Here is a 9,902-nt window from a genome sequence, read left to right as displayed (position 1 = left end):
AATCTTGATCTACATCATATTACTCTTTCACCAAATACTACTGATTTAAATAATTTGTTCGCCAACATGCCAGATGTTGAGAGCATTGACCTAACCGGCTGGCAAACTGACAACGTTAAAAACATGAACTCTATGTTTAAAAATGATCCAAAGCTTACCACGATTAAGGGGCTTGAAAATTGGAACACTAAAAATGTAACTGACATGTCTAACATGTTTGCTGCTTTTAACAATCCAACAACAAATGATTATGATCCCAAGGAGCTTAAGAGCTTAGGACATTTGACTAAGCTTGATTTAAGCAAGTGGGATACTTCCAATGTAACTAACATGAGCTACATGTTTTGCGGACAGACTAATTTAACTAGTTTGGGTGACCTTTCTAAGTGGAAGACTAGCAAAGTAACTAACATGAGCCACATGTTCTATGACTTAGAAAATATTCCAGCGCTTGATTTATCAGACTGGACAACTGATAAGGTAACCGATATGAGTTACATGTTTAGTTACATGAGCAGGATCAAGAATCTTGATTCTATCAGTGATTGGAACACTCACAAAGTGTTCGACATGAGCTACATGTTCAACGGCATGACGGACTTAGAAAGCCTTGATTTGTCTAACTGGGATCCTTCAAGCGTCGGCAACAATACTACTGATCAAAACTACAGTTTAGCTAGAATGTTTTCAGATGATATCAAATTAACTACAGTTGGTGATCTTTCTAAATGGGCTGATAAGACTGGTAATGTTCATGACACCCGTTGGATGTTCTACAACACTCCAAAGCTTGAAAACGTTGATTTGCACGGCTGGAACACTGGTAAGCTTCAAATTGCTGAAGGGATGTTCTGGAAGTCTGGTGCTAAGCACATTAACTTAAACGGTTGGGACTTAAGCGGACTTAAACGTATCACTGGTGCTGGTTATGTTGAAGGTAGTCCAACCCCAGGGAATTCGCAACTTTTGCGTGGCAATGAGCACATGTTCCAAGATTTGGTTAACAAGTCAGTCATTTCAATGAAAGGTATTAAATTACCAAATGCTAAAAATGCTTTTACGGTTATGGACTTCTCAGGTACCAACCCAATTGTCGTAATTGCCAACGGTCAAGGTGGCGCAGCTCTCAATGATTTGTTAGCTGTTAACAACCAAACTTGGGGTAATAAAGTAACTGGTCGTCAAAACTCCGACTTCATTACATATGTCAGAGCTGATGACAACACTAAGCAAATTGGTCACCACGGTTTGAACTTCATCTTCACTAACTTGAAAGATTTGCACGATTACTTCAATAAAGTAACCAATAGGGATGCTGTTAAGGCTGATATGGCCAACGATCCTAACGGCAAGCAACTTGTTCATGATTGGAATGCTCAACACGATGTTGACGGCAATAACATTGTGATGACTGCTCGTCGTGTAAGTCCAGATAGCTCTTACGATCCATACTCAATGGCTATTCACGATGTAGACGGTAAGGGCAACATGCTTGCTGACCTTATGACTAGCAAGTATCAATTGCACATTGCTGCTCCAACCACGACTAAGGAAACCAAAGATCCAACGAGAACGATTATCATTGAAAATCCTGATGGCTCAACTAGTATTGAAAAGCAAACCGTTGAATTTACTCGCAGCGTGACTAAGCACGTTGATGGTACTGAAGAAGATACTCCATGGACACCAGCTAGTGGCAACTGGGATCACTTCGATGTTACACAACACGATGGCTACGATTCATACATTGATGGAGTTGCTGGCACAAGCATTGGTGCAGAAAACATTAATGCAGACACCAGCAATGTAACCATCCATGTGACTTACAAGTCCAACACTCCAGACAATCCAACTCCGGATAATCCTGAACCCGAAAAACCAAAGCCTGAAACTCCTGAAGTTCCAAACACTCCAGATGAGCCAAACGAGCCAGAAAAGCCAACTGTTCAAAATAAGGACAATGATCACAATAAGAGTGACAAATCTGAAAATATTCGTCCACAAGCCGAAGATAAAGCTAAAAATAAGAAGAGTAGCAAGACCCAAAACGCAGGGGCTCACGGTCAAACTGCTCCTCATGCCGCAACCGCTCCTAACAGATTAGTTGCTCCTAAGGGCGATCAACTTGCAACAGGCAAGGGCTTGAAAGAGTTGAGTAATAAACCTGCTTCAGCCGCAAAGGCTAACGCAAATAACAAAGAAACTTTGCCACAAACTGGTGAAGAAAAAGATAACGTAGGTTTACTTGGCTTAGGCTTGCTCGCTCTCGCAGCTTTAGGCTTTGTTGACCGCAAGCGTCGTGATTAGTTAAAAAATTTAAGTCAAAGTATGCAAAAGGCAACCGACTAAACATCGATTGCCTTTTTGCGTCCTATAAATTAACCTTTTTGTCTAAAGAATCTAAACGTGTATGTGTAATACTTGCCAATCTGCACCTTATACTTGTGCGTGTTGACCAGCTTGACTTTGTCCGGACGATACGTGATCGTCGTGGTGTAGCCTTCGCCATAGAACAGCGTCTTGAAGTTGCGCATCTGCGTTGCGCGGTAACGCTTCTTCTTGTTCTTGGTCAAATCCGTGATATAAATCTTCGGCTTGCCCGAGATTCGCTTCGTGGTCGAGTATGACCAAGGCGTGTCCTTGCCGACTAATTCATAGGGGAAGACCTTCGCAGCTGGATAAGCGATGCGTGACTTTACTGGCGCACGCAAGATGTCATCGGCGAACAGGCCATATTCAACTGAATAAAGCATGTCGCTGCTCATGCCGTACGCTGCACCGATTCCCATGCGCGTTGCGCGTGTTGATAAAATTATAGCGCGGTGGCCGATATTGCCGGCACCCGCAATGTTGTTATCTTCGCGTATCAAGTCCGTTACGATCTCGCCGGCTGAGGCGCTATGCGCATCGTCCAAGAAGTTGATGTTGCCTAGCGTAGCGTTCTCGGCGATGCCCCAATCGTTTTCGCTAATGTAGTTGGGACGCAGGTAGTTAAGTAAACCGTGCGCTTGCAAGTTGGCATTCGCGTTGACTGCGGCGAGGGATGCAGCACCGATCTGGGCGCTACGGTTGGCGTCATCAGGATTAGCTTCGCTAGGCAGTCCCACCAAATCACGGTAGTAATTAACGTAATCCATCGTGGTTGAAATGTATGCCGGATTCAAGATGCCTGGTGAAAAAGGATTGGCAAAATTTGGTGCTTGCTGGTAAATGCTGTTGCGGTTGTATTGCGCTTTATCCAAATTCTTGTATTGGCGTTGGAAATACTTAACCTGCTTAGCCTCAGACTTCGAATACTTCGCTGCTTGAACGGGCTGAGCAGTGAATGCAATGCATTCAACCACTGCAACAACGGCCACCAACAAATTGTGTTTTTTCATTATTATTACCTATTATTAACTAGATACTTTTCAAAGCGGCTCTGATCATCAGGCGCAATGTTGGCTTCAATGTGGACGCCGTCTTCTTCGTAGTCCTCGCTCAAAACTTGTGCATTCTCATGCAAGTAGCGAGTTCTTTACCAGCGCTCAAAGGCAAAGTTAATTCAAATTTCTCATAGTTGGAGAATACTCGCTTGGTGATCAAATCTGCCAAAAGCTTAATTGACTTAGGGTCAATTGCGGAATAAAGAATGTCGTTACCTTCAATCTGTGGGTAATTGCGGTCAGTCTTGTCGGCCTTGTTGTAGGCGGTGATCATGGGGATACCCTTGACGCCGATCTCGTCTAAAACGCTCTGTGTCGTGCGAATCATCTGCACCATGTTAGGATCAGATGCATCAACGACGTTGATTAAAAGATCCGCATCCTTAGTCTCTTGCAATGTTGCCTTGAATGATTCAACTAGGTTGTGTGGCAACTTGGAGATAAAACCAACTGTGTCAGACAAAATAAAGCTAAAGTTGTCCTTCAAGTCGATGCGACGTACGCTCGTGTCCAAGGTTGCGAAAAGCATATCCTTAACGAAGACTTGCTTGTCGGCGCCTTCTTTAGAAAATTCGCGGAGCAAACCGTTCATCGTGGTGGACTTGCCGGCGTTGGTGTAGCCGACTAGCGCAACTTTAGGGATGCGGCTTTGGTTACGACGAGCCGACTTGATCTCTTCTTGACTGGCAACGGCCTTAAGTTCCTTCTTAATAGCGGAAATTTGCTTGCCGATTGTCCGACGATTCATTTCCAATTTACTTTCACCGGCACCACGGTTGGCGAAACCACCACCACGCTGCTGATCCAAGTTGTTCTCGGAAGGGTGAAGACGTGGCAACTCATATTGCAATCTGGCGAGTTGCACCTGCAGTTTGGCCTGCTTAGTGCGAGCACGACTGGCAAAAATTTCCAAAATTAATTCAGTTCTGTCGATGACCCGCATCTTGGTTAGCTTCTCAAGGTTACGGATTTGCACTGGGGTTAATTCATCGTTTAAAACTAAGACCTTGGCCTTCAAGCCTTGGGCCATTGTTCTGATTTCGTTAATCTTGCCGACACCGAAGTAAGTCCCGGCAACGATTGATTCTGCGTTTTGGTAACTTTGTCCCACGACCTCCATGTTGTCAGCTTCAGTTAAGTTGGCCAGTTCAGTCATGTAGTAGTCAAAGTTAGGATCGTTTAAGTTCACACCTGCAATGTAGGCTTTAGTTTTTTTAGGTTGATTATCAATCATTCAAACACCTCTTTTTAAATGTGTAGATAAGTTAATTGTATTACAATAGGCAATTAATTGAAAAAATGTGAATTATTGAAACTGTCAAATTTTATGTGTAAATTGATCTTTCCCTTAGATTGATTTTTTAATTTATCTTCTAAAAGTAAGATTCCAAGGTATCTTGAACCTGACCAAAGCCTTTGTGGATTCGATTGAAATATCGATCATTGTAGCTCAATGCTTGGATGCCTATAAATGTGTCCAATGATCGCTCTGTTGGAAATTCAGCTTTAGGCTTAGCTTTACGCTTAACAATATTGTTAAACGATTTAATCATGTTCGTTGAATAGATTGACGGTCTAATCTGCTTTGGATAATTATAAAATACAAGCATATCAGCCTCGATTGCCTTTAAGTTTCTTACCACGTGACTGTATAACTTGCCCCATTTAGCGTAAAAGTCATGCAGTATTTTAACAGCGTTGGCTTTATTAGTCTGTTGATGAATTTGTTTAAAGTCATTCATGACTGCTTCACGATCATCTACTCGGACTTTGGCACAAATATTGCGCATAACATGTACCAGGCAGCGTTGAAAGTGAGCTTTAGGATAAGCTTCTACAAGCGCTTGCTTCATACCAACGACACCATCTGAAAGAAACAGTTCAACTTGCTTTAAGCCCCGGCTTTTCATGTTCTGAAGTATTTCTGTCCAGACTTCGATATTTTCATTTGGAACTATGCAGTAGTCAATAACTTCTTGGCGCCCGTTAGGCTTGATACCAATGGCAATGTAAACAGCTTCACGTTCAAAAGTTTGTCTGCGCAATGGAAGATAAGTCGCATCGAGATAAACACAAAAGAACTTATCGCTTAGGCTGCGTTTATGATAGACTTCGATTTTAGGAACCATTTGTTTAGAAATGTTTGATACCTGTCCGGCACTGTAATGGCTGCCGGACATCTTCTCAATCAAATCAGCTATTTCTCTGGTGGTCACGCCTTTAGAATAAAGTTTGATAACCATGTCTTCTAAGACATCTGAGTGCTGTTTATAATCGGGCAGAGTGTGCTTGGTGAAACTTGCCATTGCGATCTCACGGTACTTGGATTTCAATCTCTCCAAATGGGTATCAATCTTGCGATAATAAGCACCAATTCTAGAATTGCCGGAATTCCAGCTGCTTCTTGCATAAGGGTCATAGCCGAAATAGTGCTTGGGCTATATTTTTGGTAAAACCATTCATGAAAGGGTTCTTCTTTCCGTATTGTTTTTATGTGTTCAAATCAATCATACGGGAAAGGAACTCCTTTTTCTAATATTTAAAGAAATAACTTTAATGAATCATTCATCCTTACACAAACTATTTTACGGTCTCAGAAAATAACATATTAATTTATCTTGAATATTGTTTTTATGTTAGATGGTTTGCTATTCATATAACTATTTAATTTTAAATCTGAAATTGTGTGCTTGCATGCATTAGTGAGACTCTTAAATAATTGGTAAAATTACTTTTTAGTGCTAAGATAGTACCTTTCGTTTATTGTTATTTAAGAAATTCAAATTTGCAGTTTATAGTTTAGTAGTTTAAAACATGATTTTTCATTTAATGATACCTTATTTTTATTTTGAAATTAGAGATATACTAAATAAAGAATAAATGTAATAAGGTGAAGAGAAAGTTTATTAGGATTTAAAGAGATTGTATAAATTTTCTTGTACTAGTTTTCTAAAGGAGTAGCAAGTAATGCTCATATACAGGGTACACATTAAAGGATTTCGTAATTATGAAGATGAAAATATATTTTTAAATTCTAGTTCTTTGATAATTGGATCAAATGATGTTGGAAAAACTAATTTTATCTATGCATTGCGGTTATTGTTTGATCGTAGCCTGAGTGAAAATGATTTAGATTTGTTAGATAGTGATTTTAATGCATATTCACATTCAAATAAGGTAGAAATTACAGCGTATTTAAAAGAAATTGAAGAAGACTGTCTTTTAAGTGAATTTAAAGGCCATATAAAGAATGGAAAATTAATTCTAAGATATATTAAAGAAAAGAATGAAGATTATATTTTACAAGCTGGCTTTTCAGAAGAGACAATGAAAGAATTGCAATCTAGAAGTTATTTGCGAAGATTAAATATGCAATATGTGGATACAAATAGAAATCTGTATGCATATTTAAGAAAAGAAAGACAAAATTTATTATTAATTTCTCAAGAATTGTTGTCTGACGAGGAAAAAAACGATGATAGAACGAAAACAGCAGAGATACAGAAAAATTTAGATAGTATTAATCAGCAAATAAGTTCTTTGAACTACATTAAGGGTGCTTTGAAAAATGTTAATGAACAATTGTCATCTTTATCGGTTGAAAATAAAGATCAGAATGTTCAATTTGTTGCGGGACACAATGATGCTGAAAAAATGCTTTCAGATGTTGCTTTATCTTATTCGAGCGAAGAAGGGCCACTAACGTTGGGTGGGGACGGACGAAATAATCAAATTTATTTAGCTACATGGATAGCTAAACAACAAATAAAAAACACTCCTGATCATGTAACTTTTTATGCTATCGAAGAGCCAGAAGCTCACTTGCATCCCCATCAACAAAGAAAATTAGCGCAATATTTAACTAATAGTCTAAATGGACAAGTAATTGTAACTTCACATTCTCCACAGATCGCACAGGAATTTAAAGCTAAAAACATAATAAGACTATATTTTAAAAATAAGTATACTCATGCTGCATCCGGACCTGAGGATGAACAAATAAAAAATTCCTTTGATGACTTTGGTTATCGTCTTAATGCAATGTCTGCTGAAATATTTTTCTCTTATGGTGTTTTTCTCGTTGAGGGGACTTCAGAAGTTATTTTTTATAAAGCACTAGCTAAAGAAAACAAAATAGATCTAGATAGATTAAATATTTCCATACTGTCAGTAGAGGGTATAGGTTTTAAGTCATATATCAAAGTATGTAAGGCCTTAAATATTCCTTGGGTATTAAGAACAGATAATGATGTATTTAAAAATACTCAAAATGAATCTTATTATGCTGGGATTAATAGAGCAATAGGTATTATTAAAGGTTGTAATTTAAATTATGATGTACCATCTGTGTATCAGAATGAATGTAAAAAATGGAGTGGTAATAGTGTACCATCTGATATTAAGGATAGTAATGATAAAATGCGTGAATCGCTAAAAAATGCAGGAATTTATATGTCTAAAATGGATTTAGAGAATGATTTAGCGAAGAGCAATTTAAATGACACACTAAATGATTATTATGACATTCAAGAATCAGATGTGGCAAAGCTAGTTTCTGAAATGCAAAAAAGAAAAGCAGAAAATATGTTTAAATTTATCCAAAAAGAACATTCCAATCTGGTGAAGTTGCAGAATGATGAATTAATCGAACCAATTTTTGATATCGTAAATAAAGTAAAAAATCAGGTACAACCCAATGGAAAGTAGCAAAGAACAAGAAAAAATAATTCATGATAAAAATAATATAGTTGTTGTGGCAAGACCAGGTTCAGGAAAGACTTATACGATTGTTGAAAAAATAAAATTAATTTTAAAAGATTTGTATAATTATCAAGGAATTATTGCAATATCCTTTACAAATAAGGCAAGTGAAGAGTTAAGAAATAGATGTATTAACGGTGGCTTGTCGTTAAAAAAATCATTTTTTGGTACTATTGATAAATTCTGTTTTTCTCAAATAATTGCTCCGTTTTGTAGTCATTTAAGTGGTAAAATTCAAGAACTTAAAATTCAAAAATTGGAAGACTTTGATAGGTTAAAGAATCTTAATAATAAGGAAGTAGAGAAAATCATAGAAGGATATCTAAAACAGAATATTGTTTTTCTCGAATTATTAGGTGAGACAGCTCTCTATATATTAAAGAATGTACCAGATGCTATAAAATATTTGCGTGCCAGATATAAAGAAATATTTATAGACGAATATCAAGATTGTGGGAGTAGTCAAAATGAATTGTTTTTGTTTCTTGTAAGTCAAGGAATTAAGGGTATGGCAGTTGGTGATTTACACCAAGCTATATATGGATTTGCTGGAAAGTCTTCAGTATATTTAAAAGAACTAATGCAAAATTCTGATTTTAGTCATTATAATCTTTTAGAAAATTTTAGATGCCATCCAAGTATATATCAATATGCGTTATGCTTGTTTGGACAAACCGAAGAGAAACCTGAAAAGGAAAAAAGAGTTTTCAGAATAAGAATTACTGGTGATGAAAGAAACATTGCAAAGGAAATAGAAAAGAATATATCTGTTATAAAAGAAAGATATAATCTAAAGACAACGAGCGGATTTGCTATTTTATGTCGTAGTAATACTACAGCTGATATAGTGAATGAAAGTTTAACCATACCTCATAAAGTATATAAGAGTACAGAATTAGATAAAGATGACTCAGAAGTTGCGCGACTATTTATATATTTGTTAAGAGGATATTTTGATAAAAAAATATATGCAATTGACATTACTGAGAGATTTTTTTCTGAGGAATATGAAAGAAATAAATATAGAAGTCTGTCGAATGCAACACAACAACTATTTGCGTATCCTGCTAATAAGTTAATTGATAATATAACTATATTTTCTGATATTGCTAATATTATATATCCGAAAGTAACAACTAAAGATATGTCAGAAACTCTAAGCAAACTTAAAGATGTACTTAGTGATAAACGTAATTATGAAAATTACATTCCGCCTAAAGATAATGAACTTAGTATAATGACGATTCATAAATCTAAGGGACTAGAATTCGATGTGATTTTTCAAATGGATATGTATAAGTATGTATTTCCACCTGAAAAAGCAGTTTCAGATGAGAATTTATATGAACGATACTTGAATCTACATTATGTAGCAATTACTAGGGCTAAAGCTGCATGTTTTTTGATGGAAGGTACATTAAGACACAATAGTCAAATGGAGTTATGGCCAGCTGAATCATCTGTGTTTTATGATTTACCTGGGTTGGCAGAAAGAAGATATGATATTGATATGAGGTTTAAAAATTAGGTGGCTTCAAGCCTTTACCAACTTGGCCCAATACGGTCGCTACCTCGAAATCTTGAAGAAGCAAGTGGGTAAGTAAGATATAAGATGAATGTAGGAAGCATCCCTGTGGGGTGCTTTTTTTGGTGTGAGCTTTAATAAAAAATGAACCAAAAAACGAAAAGTATAGAATGTGGTTAATAAGATATAAA

The 9,902-nt window shown here is 37.1% G+C and carries 4 protein-coding genes and 2 pseudogenes; 3 read left to right on the top strand and 3 right to left on the bottom strand.

What is annotated here, in order from left to right:
- Positions 1-2,307: BspA family leucine-rich repeat surface protein (locus JCM1039_RS11770; RefSeq protein ID WP_025015608.1), on the top strand; the 2,307-nt coding region annotated here is incomplete at its 5' end.
- Positions 2,308-2,378: 71 nt separating this feature from the next.
- Here JCM1039_RS11770 and JCM1039_RS09815 read toward each other — a convergent pair.
- From JCM1039_RS09815 to JCM1039_RS11555, 3 genes and pseudogenes are all read right to left on the bottom strand, one after another.
- On the bottom strand, positions 2,379-3,380 hold the full coding sequence (locus tag JCM1039_RS09815; protein ID WP_025015607.1) for a CAP domain-containing protein: 1,002 nt from the start codon (positions 3,378-3,380) through the stop codon (positions 2,379-2,381).
- A gap of 5 nt (positions 3,381-3,385) precedes the next feature.
- Positions 3,386-4,659: pseudogene (hflX, locus tag JCM1039_RS11560) on the bottom strand (GTPase HflX).
- Between the two features lie 139 nt (positions 4,660-4,798).
- Positions 4,799-5,845 (bottom strand): annotated as a pseudogene (locus tag JCM1039_RS11555) (IS256 family transposase); the annotation flags it as partial.
- Between the two features lie 547 nt (positions 5,846-6,392).
- On the opposite strand from JCM1039_RS11555, the gene JCM1039_RS09800 reads away from it, so the two are divergent.
- Positions 6,393-8,132, top strand: a complete 1,740-nt coding sequence (locus JCM1039_RS09800) for an ATP-dependent nuclease (RefSeq protein WP_025015606.1) — start codon at positions 6,393-6,395, stop codon at positions 8,130-8,132.
- A complete protein-coding gene (locus JCM1039_RS09795) occupies positions 8,122-9,714 on the top strand; it encodes a UvrD-helicase domain-containing protein (protein ID WP_025015605.1) in 1,593 nt (530 codons plus the stop codon). Before JCM1039_RS09800 ends, JCM1039_RS09795 begins: the two co-directional genes overlap by 11 nt.
- The last annotated feature ends 188 nt before the right edge of the window (positions 9,715-9,902 follow it).

The sequence above is a fragment of the Lactobacillus kitasatonis DSM 16761 = JCM 1039 genome (assembly GCF_000615285.1).
GTDB classification, from domain to species: Bacteria; Bacillota; Bacilli; order Lactobacillales; family Lactobacillaceae; genus Lactobacillus; species Lactobacillus kitasatonis.
Note: the sequence above shows the minus strand (reverse complement) of the source record. Positions and strands in the feature narration are given on the sequence as shown.

Excerpts from the sequence above, each read along its gene's own strand:
- JCM1039_RS09815 (WP_025015607.1), bottom strand. The coding sequence starts at position 3,380 with ATGAAAAAACACAATTTGTTGGTGGCCGTTGTTGCAGTGGTTGAATGC.
- JCM1039_RS09800 (WP_025015606.1), top strand. The coding sequence starts at position 6,393 with ATGCTCATATACAGGGTACACATTAAAGGATTTCGTAATTATGAAGAT.
- JCM1039_RS09795 (WP_025015605.1), top strand. The coding sequence starts at position 8,122 with ATGGAAAGTAGCAAAGAACAAGAAAAAATAATTCATGATAAAAATAAT.